The organism is Amycolatopsis sp. NPDC052450 (assembly GCF_044547565.1).
Lineage (GTDB): Bacteria > Actinomycetota > Actinomycetes > Mycobacteriales > Pseudonocardiaceae > Amycolatopsis.
Map to the genome: position 1 here is coordinate 64,742 of NZ_JBIUAQ010000006.1, position 20,878 is coordinate 85,619.

Sequence of the window (20,878 nt, forward strand, 5' to 3'; positions counted from 1 at the left end):
GCCGCAAGCCGGCTGTCGGTCCCGTGCTCTAACGTGCGGGTCGTGGAGTTCGGCACAGGAACCCAAGCCACCTTCGTCCCCTCGGATCCCCCGCGGGACGGCGTGCTGGCGCTCTGGGGAGACGGCGTAGCGGGTGACACCGCGATCGAACTCGTGCTGCCGGTGGGGAAGGTCTTCCGGCGCACGAAGGTCGACGCGGCACTCGTCCCGTTGTCACGCGCGATTCCGCGACTCCTGACCGCCGAGGGCGACCTGAGCCCGGCCATCGCCGCGTGGTCGGCCGTCGCCGAAGCCGGGGTGAACCTCATCGCCCGCGGGAGGCTGCTGCCCGCGGCCTCACCCGGCGGGGTGGATTCGTGGCGGGTCGGCCCGCTCGACGTCGCCGACGAGGAGATGTTGCGCGGGCTCGCCGCCGCGCTGCCTCCCGAGGCGCACGCGCTGCCGTTGTCCGGGTTGAAACGGATCCGGCTGCATTCGCCGGAGTCGCTGATCCGCGCGTTCTGGGACGCCACGGCGGATGTGCTGGTCCGCACGCCCGCCGCGAGTGTCACGGCGGGTGGGCCCGCGTTCGCGTCGGCCGAGCCGACGCTGGTCGGTCCGGACGGTGCCGCGTGGCTCGCGGAGCTGAGCGCCCGGCAGGCGCAGGGCGCGCATCTCGTCCTGCGCATGGAGGTGAACGAGCCCGAGGGCACCGAAGAAGAGCCCACGTTCGTCGCCGTCCTCGCCGTGCGGAGCGCCGCCGATCCGAGCCTGATCGTCGAGGCGGCGACGCTCTGGGACGCGCCCGAAGCGGTGCTGGAACGGATGGGCGAGCAGGTCGAGACCCAGCTGCTGCTCGGCCTCCGCCGGGGCGCCAGGGCATGGGCGCCGCTCGGCCGCATGCTCCGGTCCGCCGCGCCGACCGGGCTGGCACTGGAGTACGACGAGGTCGTCGACCTGCTGACCCACGGGGACGCGGCGCTGGGCGGCGCCGGCATCGAGGTGCAGTGGCCGAAGGATCTCTTCGCGGGCGAGCTCAAGGCGAAGGCGAGCGCGACCCAGGTCCCGGGCAGTGTCACCGGGCCCGAGTTCACGCTCAAGAGCCTCCTGCAGTTCCGCTGGCGGCTGAGCCTCGGCGACGAGGACCTCACCGACGCCGAGGTCACCGCGCTCGCGGAGGCGAAACGGCCCTTGGTGCGGCTGCGGGGCAAATGGGTCAAGGTCGACGCACGGCTGATCGCGAAGGTGCGTGCCCATCGCGCGAAGAAGCTGTCCGGGGCCGAGGCGCTGGCCGCGGCGCTCACCGGCGAGCTGGAACTGGACGGCGAGAAGGTCGAGTTCACCGCTCCGTCGGCGCTGACCGGGCTGCTCCAGCGAATCCGTGACAGCGCCGCGGAACCGATCGAGCAACCCGCGGATCTGAAGGCCACCCTGCGGCCGTATCAGAAGGCGGGCCTGGCGTGGCTGTCGACGATGACCGGGCTCGGTCTCGGCGCCTGCCTGGCCGACGACATGGGGCTCGGCAAGACGATCCAGCTCATCTCCCTGCATTTGCACCGCCGCCCGCGCGGGGAAGGTCCCACGCTCGTCCTGTGCCCGACGTCGTTGCTCGGCAACTGGGAACGCGAGTTCGCCCGGTTCGCGCCGGACATCCCGGTGCGCCGGTTCCACGGCGGCGGACGGCATCTCGACGAGGTCGCGCCGGACGAGGTCGTGCTCGCCACGTACGGCGTCCTCCGCCGGGATCGCGAGACACTGTCCGAAGTGGACTGGGGGATGCTCGCCGCCGACGAGGCGCAACACGTCAAGAACCCGCTTTCGGTCACCGCCAAGGAGCTGCGGAAGATCCCGGCCGCCGCGAAGGTAGCGCTGACCGGCACGCCGATGGAGAACCGGCTCACCGAGCTGTGGTCCATCATGGACTGGACGACGCCGGGTCTGCTCGGCTCGCTCGACGGGTTCCGCCGCAAGGTCGCCCGCCCGATCGAACGCGACCGGGACGTCGCCGCCACCGAGCGGCTCGCCACGACCGTCCGGCCGTTCCTGTTGCGCCGCAAGAAGACCGACCCGGACATCGCGCCCGAACTGCCGCGCAAGACCGAGACCGACCGGTTCGTCCCGCTCACCGCCGAGCAGACGACGCTGTACGAGGCCGTGGTGCGGGAGAACCTCGCGATGATCCGCGAGCTGGACGGGGTGGCCCGGCGCGGGCAGGTGCTCAAACTGCTCACCGAGCTCAAGCAGATCTGCAACCACCCGGCGCAGTACCTCAAGGAACCCGGGGTGCTGCACGGCCGGTCCGGCAAGCTCGCCGCGTTCGAGGAGTTGCTCGACGTCATCCTCGACGAGGGCGACAGCGTGCTCGTGTTCAGCCAGTACGTCCAGTTGTGCCGTCTGCTGGAGAAACGCCTCGCCGAACGCGGGCTGCCGACGATGCTGCTGTCCGGGTCGAGCACGCCCCAGGTCCGGGAGGACATGGTCGCCCGGTTCCAGGCGGGCGAGGTGCCGGTGTTCCTGCTGTCGCTCAAGGCGGGTGGTGTGGGGCTCAACCTGACCAAGGCGACCCACGTGATCCACTACGACCGCTGGTGGAATCCGGCGGTCGAGGACCAGGCCACCGACCGCGCGTACCGGATCGGACAGGACAGGCCGGTCCAGGTGCACCGGCTGATCGCCGAGGGCACGCTCGAGGAGCGCATCGCCACGGTGCTGGAGACCAAACGGGGGCTAGCCGACGCGGTCATCGGCGCGGGCGAGAACTGGATCACCGAACTGTCCGACGACGAACTCGCCGACCTCGTCCGCCTCGGGGAGACCTGATGCCCAGCGCGACAGGGCGGAAGCGGCGCACCTTCGGCAACACGTGGTGGGGCAAGGCGTGGGTCGAGGCCCTGGAGGAGCGCGCGAAGCTCGATCCGAACAGGCTGCCGCGCGGGCGCACGTACGCGCGCAAAGGCACGGTCAGCGAACTCGCGGTCGGCGCGGGCGAGGTGACCGCGTGGGTACAGGGCAGCCGGGCGGTGCCGTACCGGGTGACCATCCGCATGCGGGCGTTCACCGAAGCGCAGTGGGAGAGCTTGCTCCGCATGGTCGGTTCCCGACTCGGGCACGTCGCGGCCCTCCTCGACGGTGAACTGCCCGGCGAGCTGGCCGAGGACGCGCGGGCCGCCGGCGCGGACCTGCTCCCCGGCCCCGGCGATCTGCGGCCGAAATGCTCCTGTCCCGACAGCGCGAACCCGTGCAAACATGTCGCCGCGGTGTACTACCTGGTCGCGGACGAGGTCGACACCGATCCGTTCGCGCTGTTCCTGCTCAGAGGCAGGCCGAGGGAGGCCGTGCTCGCGGAACTGCGGTCCCGCCGTGCTCCCGCGAGCGAGCCGGGCAAACGGGTGCGCGCCCCCGCCGCACCCGGGGTGGATCCGAAACGTGCCTACACCCGGCGGATCGCCGCGCTCCCGCCCCGACCGGCCGTTCCCGGCACGGTCGGACCGCCCGCGGTCCTCGACCTCGATCCGCCGCACCGCACGGGCTGGAGCGGCGACATGTTCGTCGAACTGGCCGCCGATGCCGCCGCGCGGGCCTGGGAACTGCTGGTGATGGGGCCCGAACGCGAAGTGGAGCTGTCATTCGAGGAGGACCTCGCCCGGCGCGCGGCGGCCGGCGATCCTCACGTGGTCGCCGAACTCGCCGAGGCCGCGGGAGTCCCGGTGCGGGATCTGGCCGTCTGGGCGCAGGCCTGGCGTGAGGCGGGCCGGGGCGGGATGGCGGTGGTGCGGGAACCCTGGCGGCCGGGGCAGGCGCCGCTCTCGCAGGCCACAGCGGATCTCGCCGAATCGGGGTTGCCGGGAACGCCGAAGACCTGGCGGAACCGGATCACCCAGGGAGACCTGCAGCTGCGCTACGGCCGTGACGAACGGTGGTACCGCTTCGTGCGTGACGGCGAGGGCTGGCGGGTCGACGGCCCGCCGTCCACGCGGCCGACCGACGTGATCTACCCGCCCTGATCGTGAGCCGCCTGGCCGAGCCTGGGTCGCGTTGGTCGTGAGTGGCGATTCCTCTTAGGTACCTGCGGCGCTTCTTGCGTGATGCCAGGTACATGAAAGGACCCCTTCCCGTACCTGGGCGCAAGGATGGGGTCCTTCATGTACCTGGGGAAGGGGTGAAGGTCGAGTTTCTTCGGCTGAGCCGAGGAAAGGGGGCCTTGACGCGCTGTCGCTGTAGTGCTGAGGCTCAAGGTGGCGTTCCTGCCCGTCCGCAGCCTCGACCCGGCCCGGCATGCCGTGAAGGGCTCCTTCCCTACTCTCAGGGTAGGGAAGGAGTCCCTCACGGACTTGCGATCCCGACCCGCCACCCGCCGTAGGCACTTGGAACACGGTTGGTCCTAACCCGAATCGCCACTCGCGACCACCTCGACCGACGCTTTCCGGCGCGTTGGTCGCTTGAGGTACGTGAAGGGGTCCTTCCTTGCGTCTAACGCAGTGAAGGCGACCTTTGCCCGGCACCACTGTGGCTGGTGGGACTATTGGGGCTAGAGACCTTCACGGATCTGCGGCCCGCGCCGCCAGGTGCGGTAGCTCCACTCCAGGAACCGCTCCACCCCGCGGACCACGTGCGCGCTGCGGATCGAGGGGAAGACGTCGAAGGCGTGCTGCGCGCCGGAGATCTCCGCGTACGCGACTTCACGCTGGGACTTCTCCCGGAGACGCCGCACGAATTCGCGAGCCTCGCCGACCGGCACCAGCGAGTCGTGGGCGCCGTGGATGACGAAGAACGGCGGCGCGTCCTCGGTGATGCGGTCCAGCGGTGACGCCGCGATGTAGTCGTCGAGGAAGTTCACCGGGTCCCGGTCCGCCTCGAAGACGTGCCGGGCGATCAGCGTCTTGAGCCGGGTCTGGCTGGAGCGCCGTCCGCTGGTCGCCGCGAAGTCGTACACGCCGTAGTGCGGGGCGCACGCCTGGATGCTCGTGTCGGTCTCGGTGAAGCCGGGTTGCAACGCCGGATCGTTCGCGGTCAGTGCCAGCAGCGCGGCGAGATGCCCGCCCGCGGAACCGCCGGTGACGGCGACGAACGACGGGTCGCCGCCGTAGGACTCGGCGTTGTCCCGGATCCAGGCCAGCGCGCGTTTCGCCGCGACGATATGCGCGGGCCAGCGGGCGGCGGGGGAGAGCGGGTAGTTGATCGCGATGCAGATCCAGCCGCGTTTGGCCATGTGCAGCATCAGCGGCAGGCCTTGCTGGTCCTTGTTGCCGATCACCCACGCGCCGCCGTGCACCTGCAGCAGGATCGGCGCGCCGGTGACCGGTTCGCGCGGGGCGTAGACGTCGAGCAGGAACCGCTTCCCGCCGGGCGCGTAGGCGACGTCGCGGGTCCGCCGGACGTCGGGGTCGCGCATCCGGAACGGCATGGCCAGCTGGCCCCACGGTGTCGCGAGGTCGGTCGGGCTCGGCGGATGCTCGAGTTCGTCGGCGTAGGCCTTGCCGATGCCTTCGGTCAGCGCCGTCTCGATCTCGCCGCGGGCCCGCTGGGACTGCGCGATCAGTGTGCTGAGCCCGGCCGCCGACGCGGCCGCGAGGGCGAGTCCGGCCTTGCTCGATCCGCCCCGGCGCCGGGCGACATGCGCCGCCGCGTCGGCCGTGGTGAGCGCGAGCAGATGCGGGGCGAGCTCCCCGGTGAGCCAGCCCGCGAAGAACGCCGGGACCGCCGTCCTGGCGCCTCTGGGCGGCTTCAGCGCGTTCGCGGTGAGCGCGAGCTGGAGTGCCTGGCGGACGACGAAACTCGGCTGCATGGGCACCGATCCTACCGCCGGGTGACGGCCTAGAACCGGTTGCAAAGTTCACTTAAGGTGATTCTTATGCGGAGATTGAGTGGTCTGGACGCGAGTTTCCTCTACTTGGAGACACCGGCCCAAGTGCTGCACGTGTGCGGACTGCTCACCTTGGACGGTTCGACGATGCCCGGTGGCTACGATTTCGAACGCTTCAAGGAGAAACTGGCCGAACGGGTCGACCTGATCCCGGCGTTCCGGCGCAAACTGCACAATCCACTCTGGAATCTCACGCATCCGGTCTGGGTCGAGGACGAGGACTTCGACCTCGAAGCCCACGTTCACCGGATCGGCGTACCCGCTCCCGGTGACCGGCGGGAACTGGCCGAACTCTGCGCCCACATCGCGGGACAACGGCTGGACCGCGCCCAGCCGCTCTGGCAGTTGTACGTCATCGAAGGCTTGGCGGACGGCGGGATCGCTGTGCTGCTGAAGATGCACCACGCCAGTGTCGACGGGGTCGGCGGCGCCAGCCTGATCACCTCTCTCGCCGGTCTCGAAGCGGACGCCCCGGCGCCGGAGGTCGCGCACGACGAACGCCGCAACGGGGACGTTCCCGGCAGGCGCGCGCTGCTCGGCGCCGGGTTGACGTCGTTCGTGAAACGTCCCGCCGAGCTGGTGAAACTGCTCCCCGACCTGCTTGAGCTCGTCCCGAGCTGGCTGGGTAAAGCGTTGCAGGGCAAGGGAATGCCGGTCCCGTTCACCGCGCCGCGCACGTCGTTCAACGGGACGATCACCGCGCATCGCAGTGTCGCATACGCCTCTCTCGACCTCGACGAGGTCAAACGGGTCAAGAACGCCTTCGGGGTGACCGTCAACGACGTCGTCCTCGCCGTGGTTTCCGGTGCGCTGCGGCAGTTCCTGCGAGAACGGGGCGAACTGCCGGAAGATCCGCTGGTGGCGACCGTACCGGTCTCCGTGCACGCCCGCACCGAACGCGAGCACGGCACCAACAAGGTCTCGGCGTTCTTCGCGTCGCTGCCCACCCACCTGGAGGATCCCGCCGCGCGGGTGTTCACGCTCGCGGAGTCGAACCGGCACTCCAAGGACCATCATCACGACATCGACGCCGACATGCTCCAGGACTGGGCGCAGTTCTCGGCGGCGACCATGTTCGGCCTCGCGGTGCGCGCGTATTCCGCGCTGCGCCTGGCCGAACGGCATCCGGTGGTGCACAACCTCGTGGTCTCCAACGTGCCCGGTCCGCCGATGCCGCTGTACCTGCTGGGCTGCCGGATCACCGGGCTCTACCCGCTCGGTCCGGTGTTCCACGGCGCCGGGCTCAACGTCACCGTGCTGTCCAACGCGGGCCGGGTCGACGTCGGTCTGCTCGGCGCGCGCGAACTCACCGGTGACCTGTGGCCGCTCGCCGACCACTTTCCCGGCGCGCTCGCGGAACTGCTCAAAGCCATCTCCTAGATCCGCACCCCTTGCCGTCACGGCTCCTTCCGGTTAAGACTAGAACAGGTTTCAATATTGTGCCCGTTCGCCCCGGTGAGGAGCCAGTGTGGACTTCCAGTTCGACGAGACGCAGACCGAGGTCACCGCGTTGGCCGCGCGCGTGCTCGGCAAGGAGCGCGAGCCCGCCGACACGTGGCGCGCACTCGCGGACGCCGGTCTGCTCGCGCTGGCGCTGCCCGCCGAACTCGGCGGTGACGGACTCGGCGTCGCCGAAGTCGCCTTGGTGCTGACCGAACTCGGCCGGGTCGCCTCGACGACACCCGCGCTGGCGTCGCTGGCCTTCGGTGTCCTGCCGGTCACGGCGCTCGGCGGCCCGGACCAGCGCGCGTCGCTGCTCGCGCCGGTCGCCGAGGGCGAAGCCGTGCTCACCGCCGCGCTGAACGAACCTTCCGCGCCGTTCACCACCCGCCCCGCGACCGTCGCGGAATCGGCGGGGGACTGGCGGCTGAGCGGGGTCAAGGTCGGCGTGCCGTTCGCCGCGGAGGCCACCCGGATCCTGACGCCCGTCTCGCTGCCCGGCGGCACCGGCGTCTTCCTCGTCGATCCCCACGCGGACGGCGTGACGCTGACGCCGACGAGAACCTCTTCCGGCACACCGGACTACACGATGACGCTGGACGCCGTGACCGTCACCGACGCCGATCTCCTCAACGGGCACGGGCCCGGCGAGTCGATCGCGACCCTGCACCGGTTCGCGCTCGCGGGCGCCGTCGCGTTCGGCGACGGGTTGCTCGCCGGCGCGCTGGCGCTGACCACGAAACACATCGGCGAGCGTGAACAGTTCGGGCGCCCGCTGGCGGCGTTCCAGGCGGTGGCGCAACAGATCGCGGACGTCTACGTCGCGTCGAGGACGGTCCAGCTGGCCGCGCGGTCGGCGGTCTGGCGGCTCGCGGCGGGGCTCGACGCCGAGGCGGAACTCGACATCGCGGCGTACTGGCTGGCGGCGGAGGCGCCCGAGGCGCTGGCCGTCTGCCACCACCTGCACGGCGGGATCGGCGTGGACGAAACGTATCCGCTGCACCGGTTCTCGTCGGCGGTCAAGGATCTGGGACGAACGCTCGGCGGCGCCGCTCATCGGCTGGCCGGACTGGGCGAACTGGTGGCGGGGTGAACCGATGCTGATCGAACTGACCACGGCGCAACACCAATTGCGCTCCGAACTGCGAAAGTACTTCGCCGGGCTCGTGAGTGCCGACGAACGGCGCGCGATGCTGCGTGAGCGGCACGGACCGGTGTACCGCGAGATCGTCCGGCGGATGGGCCGTGACGGCTGGCTCGGCGTCGGCTGGCCGCAACAGTACGGCGGCCGGGGTTTCGGCGAGATCGAGCAGCACATCTTCGTCGACGAGGCCTCCCGTGCCGACGTCCAGCTGCCGTCGGTGACCCTTCAGACCGTCGGGCCGACGTTGCAGGCGTTCGGCACCGAGGCGCAGAAATCCTTGTTCCTGCCCAAGATCCTCGCGGGAGAGGTGCATTTCGCCATCGGCTACACCGAACCCGACGCGGGAACGGATCTCGCGGCGCTGCGTACGACGGCGGTGCGCGAAGGGGACGAGTACGTCGTCAATGGCCAGAAGATCTTCACCACCGGCGGGCACGACGCCGACTACATCTGGCTGGCCGTGCGCACCGCGCCCGACGCGCCCCGCCACAAGGGGATCTCGATCCTCATCATGGACACCCGCGATCCGGGCTATTCGTGGACGCCGATCATCACCTGCGACGGCGCGCACCACGTGAACGCCACCTACTACTCGGACGTCCGGGTGCCGGCGGACATGCTGGTGGGCAAGGAGAACGAGGGCTGGCGGCTGATCACCACGCAGCTGAACCACGAACGCGTCATGCTCGGCCCCGCCGGGCGGATCGGCGGGCTCCACGACCGCGTCCGTGAGTGGGCGGCGGTCCGGAAGACCCCGGACGGCACGCCGTTGCTCCAGCTGCCCGACGTCCGGGCCGTCCTCGCGGAAACCCTGGCGACCGCCCGGATCAACGAACTGCTGAACTGGCAGGTCGCGGCGTCGTCGGCGACCGGACCGGTGGCGGTGGCCGACGCTTCGGCCACCAAGATCGTCGGCTCCGAACGCATCCAGCGGCTGACCAGGAGACTGGAGGAGATCGTGGCGCGACACGGCGATCAGGCCGACGCCGAAACCGCGGAACTGGTGCGGTGGCTGGACGTGGTGGCCAAACGCAACCTGGTGCTGACCTTCGGCGGCGGCGTCAGCGAGATCCAGCGCGAGCTGATCGCCACCGCCGGACTCGGCCTGCCGAGGGTGCCGCGATGAGCATCCAGGAAGCCGCCGAACGCATCGCCGCGCGCGGGGAATCCGCGCCGAGGGCCGCCCGTGACGCGGTCAACCAGGCGATGGTGAACAACTGGGTCGAAGCCATCGGCGACCGCAATCCGGTGTACGTCGACGAGGAGTTCGCCGCCCGCAGTGTCCACAAGGGACTTGTCGCGCCGCCCGCGATGGCGCAGGTGTGGACGATGGGCGGGCTGCACTGGACGAGGGCGTCGGACGATCCGCTCGGCGCGATGATGGAGGTGCTCGACGAAGCCGGGTTCACCTCGGTCGTCGCGACCAACTCCGAGCAGAACTACTTCCGCTACCTCCGGCACGGTGAACGGGTCGAAGCGACCGCGAAACTCGAGAGCGTCGTCGGGCCGAAACGCACCGCGCTCGGCGAAGGCTGGTTCGTGACGACGAAGACCACCTGGTACGTCGGCGACGAGGCGGTCGCGGACATGGTGTTCCGGGTGCTGAAGTTCCGTCCGCCGGGCGCGGAGCCCGCCAAGGCGGCCGCCCCGGTACTGCGACCGGTGATCAGCAAGGACACCGAGTTCTTCTGGGAAGGCCTTCGTGAAGGGGAACTGCGGATCCAGAGGTGGGGCGAGACCCTGCGGCATCCGCCCGGCCCGATGCCGCCGGACGGTGATCTCGACGTCAAGCCGGATCACGTCGTCGCGTGCGGCCGCGGAACGGTCTACAGCTACGTGGTGCACCACCATCCGAAGGTGCCCGGCAAGCAGGTGCCGTTCGTGGTCGCGCTCGTCGAACTGGAGGAAGGTGTCCGGGTGATGGGCGAGCTGCTCGACGCCGATCCCGAGTCCGTCCACATCGGACTCCCGGTGGAGGCCACCTTCGTGAAGATCGACGAGGAACTGACGTTGCCCGCTTGGAGGGTCGCGCGATGAAGGACTGTCCGGTCGGCACCGAGTTGCCGCCGCTGAAGATCGAGGTCACCCCGACCTTCGTGGTGAGCACCGCGCTGGCGACGCGGGATTTCCAGGACGTCCACCACGACCGCGACGCCGCCGAGCGGCGCGGTTCGAAGGACATCTTCCTCAACATCCTCACCGACACCGGTCTGGTGCAACGTTTCGTGACCGACTGGGCGGGTCCGGAGGCGTTCGTGCGGTCGATCAAGATCCGGCTCGGCGTGCCCTGTTACGCCTACGACACCCTGACCTTCACCGGCAGGGTCACGGAACGGGACGGCGACGACGTCGTGGTCGCGGTGTCCGGTGTGGACAGTCTCGGCGAACACGTGGTGGGCACCGTGGCGCTCACGTTGGGAGGCGAGTGATGACCCTGTCCGGACGGGCGGCCATCGCCGGGATCGGCGCCACGGAGTTCTCCAAGGACTCGGGTCGCAGTGAGCTGCGGCTGGCGGCCGAAGCGGTTTCGAGCGCGTTGAAGGACGCGGGGCTCACTCCGTCCGATGTGGACGGGCTCGTGTCGTTCACCATGGACGGCAACAGCGAGATCGCCGTGGCACGGGAGCTCGGCATCCCCGAACTCAAGTTCTTCAGCCGGATCCACTACGGCGGCGGGGCGGCGGCCGCGACCGTGCAGCAGGCCGCGATGGCCGTCGCGACCGGCGTCGCGGACGTCGTCGTCGCGTACCGGGCCTTCAACGAACGATCCGGGATGCGGTTCGGGCAGGTCTCCTCGGCGGCGGCGGGCCAGGTGAACTCCTCCGGTGTCGACAACGCGTTCCACTACCCGATGGGCATCGCGACCCCGGCCGCGACCGTCGCCATGCTCGCCCGCCGCTACATGCACGAGTACGGCGCGACCAGCGAGGACTTCGGCCGGGTGGCCGTCATCGACCGCGCCCGCGCGGCGACGAACCCGAAGGCATGGTTCCACGGCAAGCCGATCACGCTCGAAGACCATCAGGCGTCCCGCTGGGTCGCCGAACCGTTGCACCTGCTGGACTGCTGCCAGGAGAGCGACGGTGGCGTCGCACTCGTGGTCACCAGCGCCGAGCGGGCGCGCGACCTGCCGCACCGGCCCGCCGTGATCGCGGCCGCCGCGCAGGGCAGCGGGCCGGACCAGTACGTGATGACCAGCTACTACCGCGACGATCTCCCGGCGCTGCCCGAAATGGGCGTCGTGGGGCGGCAGCTGTGGGCGCAGTCCGGGTTGGGGCCCGGCGACATGGACCTCGCCGTGCTGTACGACCACTTCACCCCTTATGTCCTGATGCAGCTGGAAGAACTCGGCTTCTGCGGGAAGGGCGAGGCCAAGGACTTCATCGGCGGCGGCGCACTGGAACTGGACGGGGAACTCCCGCTCAACCCGCACGGCGGACAGCTCGGCGAGGCCTACATCCACGGGATGAACGGGATCGCCGAAGGCGTCCGGCAGCTGCGGGGCGACGCGGTCAACCAGGTCGACGGGGCCTCCCGCGTGCTGGTGACCGCCGGCACCGGCGTACCTACGAGCGGATTGGTCTTGACCACCGGCTGAGATCACCTCAATGTCCGATGGTGTACTAGAGCGGTACCTGCGACGGTGAAAGGGACCACCGCCCGGGAGGTGCCATGTCCGGAATCGTCGCTTGGACACTCACCGCGGTTTTCGCCGCGCTGGTCCTGCCGTGCGTGCTGAGACTCGTCCGGCTGGACTACGGCACGCAGGGCGCGGCGACCCGCAACGGTGACCTGGCCGAACTGCTGCTCGTCGTCGCCATGGTCGCGATGCTGTCCCCTGTCGGCGGCCCGATCCCCGCGGCGGGCTGGCAGGCGGTACTGGCGCTGACCGCGGGCTGGTTCGCCGTCGCGTGGTGGAAGGGACGGCGATCCGGGCACGCCGCGTGCGGGCACCACGCCGTCTCCGCCACCGCGATGCTGTTCATGGTGACGTTCATGCCGCACAGCGACGTCACCCACGGTCCGTGGCTGGTGATGTCCGGTCCAGGCGGCGCTTCGGCGCTGTGGCTTTCGCTGGTCTTCGGTGCCGTGGCCGCGTACTTCGCCGCGGACGCGGTGCGTGCCGGCTTTTTGGCGGCGCGGGGCGACGGCGGCTCCGCCCAGACGTCGCGGCGGGTGTGCCGGGTCATCATGGGGCTGGGGATGGGGTACATGCTGCTCGGTGCCGCCGTCTAAGTCGCAATTAGTCACCTGCTTGCGCGGTCGGCGCGCGCAAGCAGGTGACTAATTGCCGAGGATGCGGCGCACGACCCCCGCCTCGGCGGTGCCCGCGTCCGGCAGACCGTCGGCAGGGTTGTCCGCGGCCCACTTCGCGGCGTCGGCGATGTCCTTGTTGAGCGCGACGATCAGCGCCTCGGACGACGGGTACGCCTCCTGCTCGCGCAGGTGGTGGCCCAGCCACACGGTCAGCACCTCGCCGTAGAGGTCGCCGCTGAACTCCAGCAGATGCGCCTCGACGAGCCGGTAGCCGTCCGCGCCGTAGTAGGTCGGCCGCCTGCCGACCGAGACCGCCGCCGCGATCCGGGTGCCGTCGGCGCGTTCGGCCCAGCCCGCCCACACTCCGTCGCCGACCTGGCCGTCTTGGTCGCGCAGCGCGATGTTGGCGGTCGGGAAGCCCAGCTCCCGGCCTCGCTGATCGCCCTTCTCCACTTGGCCACGGACCACGAAGTACTCCGCCGTCATGCCGCTCCCCGTCGCAGTCGTCACGAGAGCCATGAATACCACGCCCCGCACCCGGGGTCGACCGCCGTCCACGCCGCGAGAGTGTCCTTTGTGTACTGAATCACCTGGAAGAACCCGCGTCCGCGGTCGACGTCGGCAGGGCGCTGCCTGGTCATCTAGGTCACGACGGGCGTATAGGGCCGCCCCGCCACCGCGACAGCGGGGCGTCCGGCCGCGATCACGCCGTGACGAGCCGGTATCCCAGGTCCAGTTCCGTCCGGCCGAGCAGGCCGACGTGGTGCCGATGCCAGTGTCCGTCGGCGAGGTCGGCACGGAGGCGCTCGACCGCCGTCGCGACGACGTTCTGGTCCAGCAGCGCCACCCCGGACATCCCCGCGCGCACGCGTTCGGACAGGTACGCCTCCGGCCTGCGCCAATACGCGCCGAGGAACCCGTCGACGCAGTCCGAGGGCACCGGCAGCGGGGCCACCGTGGGTGTCACGCCCGCCGTGCCCAGCTCCTCGACGACCCGGTCGAGGCAGGCGAGCCTGCTCTCGTGTTCGGCGATCTCCGGCAGGTAGTCCCGCACCAGCCAGAACCGCGCGAACACCGCCTGATCCCAGGTCACGATCACCTGGCGGCGGGACACGCGCCGCAACTCGGCCAGCCCGGCGGTCACATCCGTCCAGTGGTGCACGGTGAGCACCGCGAGGGCCACGTCGAAGGCGCCGTCGGGGAACGGCAGCTCTTCCGCGCACGCCTGGACGGCGGGGGCCGCGGCGGCCGGACGCTGCGCGATCATCCGCCGCGACGGCTCGACGGCCACCACGTCGCGGTCTTCCGGCTCGTAGGAACCGGCTCCGGCCCCGACGTTGACCACCGAGCGCGCGTCACCGAGGGCGGCGGTGACGGCGGCGGCGATACGGGGATCCGGGCGTCTTGATCGCACGTAGCCCCGGCCGAGTTCGGCATACGGGTCCGAGATCAAGGGGCGCACTCGGCCGAGTCTAGCCAGAGCCGCTACCTGCGGGAACGATGATTCAGTCTGTCGTGGTCAAGAAAGTGTCGGAAAGGACGGGTGCCTCGCCCCGGTCCGGTGCCGTGGTGGTGATCAGCAGCCCGGCCGGCTCGCGCCACACGCGGGTCCGCAGCGGTTCGCCGGGGAAGACGACGCCGGCGAACTTGGCCGAGAACGACGCGACGCGGGAGGCGTCGCCGTCGAGGAACTCGTCGGTGACGGCCTTCGCGATGACGCCGTAGGTGCACAGGCCGTGCAGGATCGGCTTGTCGAATCCGGCGGCCGCGGCGAACGCGGGGTCGGCGTGCAGGGGGTTGCGGTCGCCGCAGAGCCGGTAGAGCAGCGCCTGCTGCGGCAACGTCGGCGTGTCGATGAGCGCGTCCGGTTCGCGCGACGGGAGTTCGACGCGGTCGGACGGGCCGCGTTCGCCACCGAAACCTCCTTCGCCACGGGCGAAGATGCTCGACCGCAGTGTCCACAGTGGAGTGCCGTCCGAGTCGGTGGCGACCGTTTCGTTCACGATCACGGCCGCCTTGCCCTTGTCGAAGACGTCCACGATCCGCGTGCGCGCCACCGCCTTGCCCGACGCCGGGATCGGCCGGTGCGCGATCACTTCCTGCTTGCCGTGCAACACCTTCCCGAGGTCGACCTCGACACCGGGGAACGAGACCGCCGGCGGTTCGAACACGCGCAGGTTCGCCGCCACGGTGGCGAACGTCGGCAGCACCTGGAGGCCGTCCTCGTAGGTGTAGCGCAGTTCCCGTTGGCTCGTCGGATCCGCGCCCGCGCCGAGCGCCAGGTGGTAGAGCTGCACGTCCGACGCGGTCCAAGCGAAACTCACCTCGCCGAGGTCGGCGCCGATCGCGACTGTGGGGTCGATGGGCACAGGAGGAGCTCCTACTCGTAGGTGACGGTGACCTCGTCGGTCAGTGGCAGGGACTGGCAAGCCAGTACGATGCCTTCGGCGATGTCGTCGCCGTCGAGGACCTCGTTGTTCAGCATCTTCACCTCTCCGGAGGTGACTCGGCAAGCGCAGGCACTGCACTGACCCTCGCGACACGAGTACGGCGCGTCGAAACCCTTTTCCAGCAACAGGTCCAGCAGCTTCGTCCGGCGAGGCCAGTCGAGCTTCGAGGTCTCCCCGTCGAGGGTGACTTCGACCGCCGCCGGGGTCTCGGCCTCTTCGACGGCGACGGGCTCGGCCACCTCGAACGGATTCCCGCCCAAGGACAGGAAGCGCTCCAGGTGGATCCGCTTGCGCGGCAGTCCGAGGTCCTTGAGCACCGTGCGCGCGGCGTCCATGAACGGGCCAGGACCGCAGATGAACGCCTCGTGCGCGGTGTACGGCGCGACCAAGGCGCGAAGGTGTGCCTCGGTCGGAAGTCCTTGCAGGCTCTCCAGCCAGTGCACGACGACCAGCCGATCCTGGTGCCGAGCGGCGAGGTCCGCCAGTTCCCGCGCGAAGATCACCGACCGCTCGTCGCGATTGGCGTACAGCAGGGTCACCTTGCCGGTTCCGTGCTCCAGCGCGGACTTGAGGATCGACATCACCGGGGTGATGCCGCTGCCGCCCGCGAGCAGCAGGAAGTCCTCGTCGAGCGACGCGGGGCTGAACACCCCGGCCGGCGGGAGGACCTGGACCTCTTGACCGGCTTGGAGGTTGTCGCAGAGCCAGTTCGACCCGTAGCCGTCGGCGGTGCGTTTGACGGTGACCTGCACCCGGTTCTCGTGCGGCGCACTGGAAAGCGAGTAGCAGCGGGCCACCGACCCGGTCCGCTCGCTCGGCACGCGCACGGTGAGGAACTGCCCTGGGGTGTAAGCGAAAGCAGGGGCGTGCTCGGCCGGGATCTCGAACACGATCGAGCGCGCGTCGGCCGTCTCGGTGATCACCTCGGCCACGGTCACGGTGACGGGGCCGCTCATTCGGGCACCTCCAGCAAGCCGTCCTTCAACGCGGCGTCGATGCTTTCGCTGAGATTGCCGCAGGTGTCGAGCAACGCCGTCTGCGCGCCCGACGCCTTCCGCTCGGCGAACACCGGGCAGCTCCGGGACGCGTCGCTCGTCCACTGGATACTGGTGTGCTGCATGCTGTTCTTCTTGACCAGCACGCATGTTCCGCACGCGCGGCAGCTCAGCGGCCGCAGCCCGGCGGTGAGGAACTCGACGGTTTCCGGCTTCACACCCCGGCCTCTTCCGACTGCTGCCGCGCCAGGTTCTCGGCCACCTCCGCCGCCCAGACCTCGTTGGCGCGGCTGGTGTCCACTTCGAACTCGAACCGCCGCGTCATGTCCTCGGTGACGTCGGCCGCGTCCACATAGAACTGGTCGTACCAGCGGCGCAGCTGGTAGACCGGCCCGTCCTCCTCGCACAGCAACGGGTTGTCGATCCGGGTCTTATTACGCCAGATCTCCACGTCCTGCAGGAACCCGACGCCGATGCCCTTGGCGAACTTCCCGGCGATCTTGTCCGCGTGCTCGTCCGAGACGCCCTCGAACTTCTTCACGCTCACGCCCCACTGCAGCACGAACGAGTTCTCGGTGACCGGGTAGTGGCAGTTGATCAGCACGTTCTCGATCTCGAAACCCTGGTACGTGTTGAGCAGCTTGTTGATCATGTACGACGGCCCGAAGTACGACGCCTCCGACCGCAGCAGATTCTCCTCGCCGCCGTAGTTGGACGCCATTCCCTTGTCCGGACGGCCCTTCGTGTTCAGGTACTGCGTGGCGATGTGGCCTTCGAACACGTTCTTGAAGTAGGTCGGGAAGGCGTAGTGGATGTAGAAGAAGTGCGCCATGTCGACCATGTTGTCGATGATCTCGCGGCAGTTGGAGCCCTCGATCAGCACCGAGTCCCAGGTCCAGTTGCTCCACTCGCCGTTGAACACGCCCTCGATCCGCGGGATGACGACGTCCTCGGGCGGCGGGTTGCCCTCCGGGTCGTGCCAGACGAACAGCTGCTTGTTCTCCTCCAGCACGGTCCACGACTTCGTCCGCGCCCGCAGCGGAACCCGCTTGGCGTAGGGGATCGAGACGCATTTGCCGTTGCCGTTCCAGCGCCAGTCGTGGAACGGGCAGGCGATTTCGTCGCCCTTGACCTCGCCCTGGGTGAGGTCGCCGCCCATGTGACGGCAGTACCCGTCGAGCACGTTCAGCTTGCCGGACGAATCGGCGAAGACCACCAGTTTCGTCCCGAACGCCGTGATGGCGTGCGGTTTCCCGTCACGGAACGGCTCGGCCAGGCCGAGACAGTGCCAGCCGCGCGCGAACCGCGAAGGGAGCGCGCCCGCGTCGATCTGCCGTACGGATTCCGTCGTCATCGGCTGCCTCCCGCTTTGGTGTGATCTTGCTGCGCGAGATGCTCGGCCGCAAGGTAGCCGAACACCATCGCCGGGCCGATCGTCGCGCCGGGGCCGGCGTAGGTGCGGCCCATCACCGCCGCGCTCGTGTTGCCCGCCGCGTAAAGTCCGTCGATCACCGACCCGTCCTCGCGCAGGACACGCGCGTGCCGGTCGGTCCGCAAACCGCCCTTGGTGCCGAGGTCGCCGGGCACGATCTTCACCGCGTAGTACGGCGCGACGTCCAGCGGGCCCAGACTCGGGTTGGGTTTGTTCCGCGGGTCGCCGTAGTAGTGGTCGTACGCGCTGCGCCCGCGGTGGAAGTCCTCGTCCACGCCGCTCTTCGCGAAGCCGTTGAACCGCCGGACGGTGGCTTCCAGCGCGTCGGCCGGAACCTCGATGCGTTCGGCGAGTTTCGCGATCGTGCTCGCCTTGACCGCGATGCCCGCTTTGAACCAGCGGCCGGGCAGCGGCTGGCGCGGGCCGAGGCCGGTGAACATGTACCGGTTGCGGTTGCGCTGGTCGAACACCAGCCAGGTCGGGATGTTCGCGCCGGGGCCGTCACCTTCGCCGTACATCGCGTGCACGGCCTCGACGTACGGGGCCGACTCGTTGACGAAGCGTTCGCCACGCGCGTTGACCATGAGGCAACCCGGCCGCGACCGTTCGGCGAGCGCGAACCACGGGCCACCGGTCAGCGGGATGGACGGACCCCACCACGCGTCGTCCATCAGGTCGACGGCCGCGCCGAGTTTGAGCCCGGCGTCGATGGCGTCGCCGGTGTTGGCCTCGGCGCCGACGGTCCACTCCGTACCGATGGGGGCCCGCTGGTACTTGACCCGCATCTCCTCGTTGCGTTCGAATCCGCCCGCGCCGAGGACGACGCCGAGCCGCGCGCGGATCGTCTTTTCCGCACCCTCGTGGCGGACCACGACGCCGGTCACCCGGTCGCCTTCGATCTCGAGGTCCACCAACGGCGTGTTCAGCCAGACGGGGACCTCCGCCCGGCGCAGGCCCTCGCGCAGACCGGCCGCAAGCGCTTGCCCCATGGAAAGCAGCCGCTGCCGCCGGATCCGGCCCGCCAGCCAGCGGCCGCCGAGACCGAACACGCGGAGGATGCCGCGCGGATGCCGGGCGAGCAGGCTCAGCCACCGGTAGTCCGCCTGGGTGATCGGGGCGCCGAGCGGGGGAGCGCTGTACGGCGGCTCCAGATTCGCCAGTTCCGGTCCCAGCAGGTTGCCGTCGAGCGCGGCAGGTTCGACCGACCGGCCGCCGGCGCGCCCGCCGGGGGCCTCCGGGTGGTAGTCCGAGTAGCCGCGGACCCATCGGAAGCGCAACGGCGTCTTGTCGCAGACGAAGGACAGGACCTCGGGGCCGCGGTCGAGGAAGGCCGACCGGAGTTCGGCGGGGACGACGTCACCGACGATCGCTTCGAGGTATTCGTGCGCCCGCTCCGGGGGTTCGGAGATCCCGGCCGCGCGCAACGCGTGGTTGCCGGGGATCCAGACGCCGCCGCCGGAGCGCGCCGTCGAGCCGCCGAAGTGGGCGGCCTTCTCCACGACCAAGACCTCGAGTCCCCGGTGGGCTGCGGACAGTGCGGCGGTCATCCCGGCGGCACCACTGCCCGCCACGATCACGTCGAACTCCATACGCCCCTCACCTGAAACACGTTGTAGGAAGCATGTAGCAGCATCCGCGCTGCTCCAGTCACCATAGACGAGAACGTGTTCTAGTTCTAGGGTGGGGTGATGGACTCCCTCGTCGCGGATGTGGTGATCGTGGGCTTCGGAGCGGCAGGCGCCTGTGCGGCGATCGAGGCCGCCGACGCCGGTGCCCGGGTGCTGGTGCTGGATCGGTTTTCCGGTGGTGGCGCGAGCGCGGTCAGCGGCGGTGTCGTCTACGCCGGTGGCGGGACGGCGCAGCAGCGGGACGCGGGCGTCGACGACAGTGTCGACGCGATGTACGACTACCTGCGGCTCGAGGTCGGCGACGTCGTCTCCGAGGAGACCCTGCGGCGGTTTTGCGCGGGCAGTCCGGAGATGGTGACCTGGCTGGAGGGCAACGGTGTCCCGTTCGAGGGGAGCCTGTGCCCGTACAAGACGTCGTACCCCAGCGACAAGCACTATCTGTACTACTCGGGCAGCGAGGCGGCGGGCGGTTTCCGTGACGCCGCCAAGCCCGCGCCGCGCGGACATCGCGTCAAAGGGCCGGGTACGTCGGGAAAGCTGCTGATGAAACGGCTCGCCGACGCCGTCCGGAGTCGCGGGATCCAGGTGCTGCCGCAGACCGCCGCGCGGAATCTGATCGTGGACGCCGACGGTGCGGTGACCGGCGTCGTCGTGTCCACCCTGCGAGACGCGCCCGCTCGTGTGCGGGCCGCGCACCGGAGGCTGTCGGCGTATGCCGCGAAACCGGGGATCTACGTGCCGTCGATGCGGAAGTCGCTGCACCGGCGGGTGGAGCGGATAGAGCGTCGCTACGGCCGTGAGCTGCGGATTTCCGCTTCGCGCGGCGTCGTTCTCGCGGCGGGCGGGTTCATCGCGAACCGCGAGATGGTGCGCGAGCACGCGCCCGCGTATCGCGGCGGACTGGCACTCGGAACGTCGGCCGACGACGGATCCGGCATCCGGATGGGGGTCGAGGCCGGCGGGGCGACCGCGGAACTCGGGCGGATCTCGGCCTGGCGGTTCATCACCCCGCCGTCGGCGTTCCTCGGTGGCCTGCTCGTGGACAGGACGGGCGGCCGGATCATCGACGAATCCCGGTACGGCGCGGCCGTCGGCGAACGCATGATCGCCGAGCACGAAGGGCGTGGCTGGCTGCTGGTCGACGACGCCATCGTCCGGGAGGTCCAGCGGGACGCGCGCGGGCAAAGTCAATGGTTCCAAGGACTTCAGGTGCGGTATCTGCTGCGGCAACGCGTCGTCGCCGGTTCGCTCGACGAGGTCGCGCGCAAGGCGGGCGTCGACCCCGGCGGGCTGGCCGCCAGTGTCGAGGCCGCGCGGTCCGGCGCGGACCCGACGGGCAAACCCGCGGAGTTCGCGCGGCCGCTGGATCGGGCGCCGTACTCGCTGATCGACGTTTCGATCAAGCCGAATCTCGGCTATCCGTGCCCGATGCTGACGCTGGGCGGCCTGGTCGTGGACGAGGAGACCGGGGCGGTGCGCTCCGCAGCCGGTGCCCCGATCCGCGGGCTGTACGCGGCGGGCAGGACCGCGGTGGGAATCTGTTCTAGGTCCTACGTGAGTGGACTGTCGCTGGCCGACTGCGTGTTTTCCGGGCGGCGTGCCGGACTGCACAGTGCCCTCGACCGGGGATCGGTCGACAAAAACGAGAACGTGTTCTAGTCTTGGACCCGGTTCACCGAGAACGAGAGAG

The 20,878-nt window shown here is 69.9% G+C and carries 18 protein-coding genes; 10 read left to right on the forward strand and 8 right to left on the reverse strand.

The annotated features are described in order from the left end of the window. Positions 1-33 precede the first annotated feature (33 nt). Together ACIHAO_RS12690 and ACIHAO_RS12695 are read left to right on the forward strand one after the other, a co-directional pair. Positions 34-2,799, forward strand: coding sequence for a DEAD/DEAH box helicase (locus ACIHAO_RS12690; protein ID WP_396557273.1), 2,766 nt, complete (start codon positions 34-36; stop codon positions 2,797-2,799). Next, complete coding sequence (locus ACIHAO_RS12695; RefSeq protein ID WP_396557275.1) at positions 2,799-3,983, forward strand: SWIM zinc finger family protein; 1,185 nt, start codon at positions 2,799-2,801, stop codon at positions 3,981-3,983. Before ACIHAO_RS12690 ends, ACIHAO_RS12695 begins: the two co-directional genes overlap by 1 nt. A 524-nt stretch (positions 3,984-4,507) precedes the next feature. On the opposite strand, the gene ACIHAO_RS12700 is transcribed toward ACIHAO_RS12695, so the two are convergent. Then, entirely contained in the window at positions 4,508-5,764 is a 1,257-nt protein-coding gene (locus ACIHAO_RS12700; protein WP_396557277.1) for an alpha/beta hydrolase, read from the reverse strand. Between the two features lie 66 nt (positions 5,765-5,830). On the opposite strand from ACIHAO_RS12700, the gene ACIHAO_RS12705 reads away from it, so the two are divergent. The 7 genes from ACIHAO_RS12705 to ACIHAO_RS12735 all read left to right on the forward strand — a co-directional run bounded on the left by ACIHAO_RS12705 (position 5,831) and on the right by ACIHAO_RS12735 (position 12,662). Further along, a complete protein-coding gene (locus ACIHAO_RS12705) occupies positions 5,831-7,222 on the forward strand; it encodes a wax ester/triacylglycerol synthase family O-acyltransferase (protein ID WP_396557279.1) in 1,392 nt (463 codons plus the stop codon). Between the two features lie 88 nt (positions 7,223-7,310). Next, entirely contained in the window at positions 7,311-8,375 is a 1,065-nt protein-coding gene (locus tag ACIHAO_RS12710; RefSeq protein WP_396557281.1) for an acyl-CoA dehydrogenase family protein, read from the forward strand. A gap of 4 nt (positions 8,376-8,379) precedes the next feature. Then, on the forward strand, positions 8,380-9,552 hold the full coding sequence (locus tag ACIHAO_RS12715) for an acyl-CoA dehydrogenase family protein (protein WP_396557283.1): 1,173 nt from the start codon (positions 8,380-8,382) through the stop codon (positions 9,550-9,552). Further along, positions 9,549-10,463 carry a bifunctional MaoC family dehydratase N-terminal/OB-fold nucleic acid binding domain-containing protein gene (locus ACIHAO_RS12720; RefSeq protein ID WP_396557285.1) on the forward strand — a complete coding sequence of 305 codons (915 nt, stop codon included), beginning with the start codon at positions 9,549-9,551 and terminating at the stop codon, positions 10,461-10,463. The genes ACIHAO_RS12715 and ACIHAO_RS12720 overlap by 4 nt, the downstream gene beginning before the upstream one ends. Further along, positions 10,460-10,855, forward strand: a complete 396-nt coding sequence (locus tag ACIHAO_RS12725; protein WP_396557287.1) for a MaoC family dehydratase — start codon at positions 10,460-10,462, stop codon at positions 10,853-10,855. The genes ACIHAO_RS12720 and ACIHAO_RS12725 overlap by 4 nt, the downstream gene beginning before the upstream one ends. Then, positions 10,855-12,024 (forward strand): lipid-transfer protein, encoded by a 1,170-nt coding sequence (locus tag ACIHAO_RS12730; RefSeq protein ID WP_396557289.1) that lies wholly within the window; start codon positions 10,855-10,857, stop codon positions 12,022-12,024. The genes ACIHAO_RS12725 and ACIHAO_RS12730 overlap by 1 nt, the downstream gene beginning before the upstream one ends. A 74-nt stretch (positions 12,025-12,098) precedes the next feature. Next, complete coding sequence (locus tag ACIHAO_RS12735; protein WP_396557291.1) at positions 12,099-12,662, forward strand: DUF5134 domain-containing protein; 564 nt, start codon at positions 12,099-12,101, stop codon at positions 12,660-12,662. A gap of 48 nt (positions 12,663-12,710) precedes the next feature. On the opposite strand, the gene ACIHAO_RS12740 is transcribed toward ACIHAO_RS12735, so the two are convergent. The 7 genes from ACIHAO_RS12740 to kstD all read right to left on the reverse strand — a co-directional run bounded on the left by ACIHAO_RS12740 (position 12,711) and on the right by kstD (position 19,149). Next, positions 12,711-13,169 carry a riboflavin kinase gene (locus tag ACIHAO_RS12740; protein ID WP_396557692.1) on the reverse strand — a complete coding sequence of 153 codons (459 nt, stop codon included), beginning with the start codon at positions 13,167-13,169 and terminating at the stop codon, positions 12,711-12,713. A 217-nt stretch (positions 13,170-13,386) separates the two neighbouring features. Beyond that, on the reverse strand, positions 13,387-14,136 hold the full coding sequence (locus tag ACIHAO_RS12745) for a class I SAM-dependent methyltransferase (RefSeq protein WP_396557694.1): 750 nt from the start codon (positions 14,134-14,136) through the stop codon (positions 13,387-13,389). Between the two features lie 52 nt (positions 14,137-14,188). Then, positions 14,189-15,052, reverse strand: coding sequence for a MaoC/PaaZ C-terminal domain-containing protein (locus ACIHAO_RS12750; RefSeq protein WP_396557293.1), 864 nt, complete (start codon positions 15,050-15,052; stop codon positions 14,189-14,191). A gap of 11 nt (positions 15,053-15,063) precedes the next feature. Then, complete coding sequence (locus tag ACIHAO_RS12755) at positions 15,064-16,089, reverse strand: 2Fe-2S iron-sulfur cluster-binding protein (RefSeq protein ID WP_396557295.1); 1,026 nt, start codon at positions 16,087-16,089, stop codon at positions 15,064-15,066. After that, on the reverse strand, positions 16,086-16,346 hold the full coding sequence (locus ACIHAO_RS12760) for a hypothetical protein (protein WP_396557297.1): 261 nt from the start codon (positions 16,344-16,346) through the stop codon (positions 16,086-16,088). Before ACIHAO_RS12760 ends, ACIHAO_RS12755 begins: the two co-directional genes overlap by 4 nt. Then, the gene (locus ACIHAO_RS12765; protein WP_396557299.1) at positions 16,343-17,482 is read right to left on the reverse strand and encodes a Rieske 2Fe-2S domain-containing protein; all 1,140 of its coding nucleotides are present in this window, start codon (positions 17,480-17,482) and stop codon (positions 16,343-16,345) included. Before ACIHAO_RS12765 ends, ACIHAO_RS12760 begins: the two co-directional genes overlap by 4 nt. Continuing rightward, positions 17,479-19,149 (reverse strand): 3-oxosteroid 1-dehydrogenase, encoded by a 1,671-nt coding sequence (gene kstD / locus ACIHAO_RS12770; RefSeq protein ID WP_396557301.1) that lies wholly within the window; start codon positions 19,147-19,149, stop codon positions 17,479-17,481. Before kstD ends, ACIHAO_RS12765 begins: the two co-directional genes overlap by 4 nt. A 99-nt stretch (positions 19,150-19,248) precedes the next feature. On the opposite strand from kstD, the gene ACIHAO_RS12775 reads away from it, so the two are divergent. Next, on the forward strand, positions 19,249-20,847 hold the full coding sequence (locus ACIHAO_RS12775; RefSeq protein WP_396557303.1) for an FAD-binding protein: 1,599 nt from the start codon (positions 19,249-19,251) through the stop codon (positions 20,845-20,847). The last annotated feature ends 31 nt before the right edge of the window (positions 20,848-20,878 follow it).